This window comes from Acinetobacter sp. 1125_18A, assembly GCF_052824985.1.
On record NZ_VTDG01000046.1, the window covers coordinates 1 to 1,148 of the forward strand.

Consider the following 1,148-nt stretch of genomic DNA (forward strand, 5'->3'; position numbering starts at 1 on the left):
CAAAAACGAGCCTTGCATATCCAATTTAGCAATCCTAATTTGACTGCTCAAGTCTTCTTACAACGCATCGATGGACAACATGGTCTAAACCAAGGTGTGTCTGTTGAACTGATCTGCCTTGCCACTTCGGCTGTGATTCCACTTAAACAATTTATCGGTAGCCAAGTGGCCATTGATCAAGTCACAGATCATGGACAACTGTTTCGTAGCACAGGGGTGATTACTGAGGCCGCACAAGGGCAGAGTGATGGCGCACTAACGTTATATAAACTCAAACTCGAAGATGCCACTTCATTGTGGCATAAACGCCGTAACAGCCGAGTGTTTATGAATAAGTCGTTTGTGCAAGTCATAGAAACCCTCTTTAAAGAATGGCAAGACAAAAGCCCACTGTTTGCCTCCAGTCTAAGCCTCGATAAAAGTGGACTGAAAAAAGACTACGATATCCGTCCATTCATTATGCAGAGTAACGAAAGTGACTACGCATTTTTAACCCGCTTGATGCGCAGTGAAGGGATCAACTGGTTGATTGATGAAGCGCAATTGATTGTGCCTAGTTCTGCGACTCAAATTCAGCCACAAAAACTGCGCTTGGTGGATGACAATAGCGAATACAAATCGTTAGAACGAAGAAAGATCCGTTTCCATCGCAGCAGTGCCACAGAACAACAAGACAGCATCACCAGCTTTATCGGACAACGCAGCTTACAACCCACCGCTGTCCACGTACAACGCTGGCAAGCAGATGTGTTAGAGCAAGAAGAGGGTGCAGGCAGTGTTCAAAGCAAACACCAACATAGTCAAAACCAAAACAATGCCAGTCTCGGTTTAGAACAGGCTTGGCATATTAGCCCAGCATGGATTCAAGACCTGAATGGTGAAGATCAAGCAACTGCCTCAAATAACAATCAGATTGAAAAGATTAACCAAAACCTCAGCCATTATTACGATGCTCAATCTAAACAATTCGTTGCCAACTCCACTGTACGTGATGCACAAGTGGGGTACTGGTTTGAGTTAAACGAACACCCAGAAATAGAGCAACACAGTGGCTCAGACAAAGAGTTTCTGATCACGTCAAAGACATTCTATAACCAGAACAACTTACCCAAAGACCTGAGCGAACAAATCAATCGCTTGCTCCAACA

Annotated in this window: 1 protein-coding gene; it reads left to right on the forward strand. The window is 44.3% G+C overall.

From position 1 onward, the window contains the following. A partial coding sequence (locus tag FY049_RS22170; protein WP_446084426.1) for a phage late control D family protein occupies positions 1–1,148 on the forward strand: 1,148 nt, incomplete at both ends.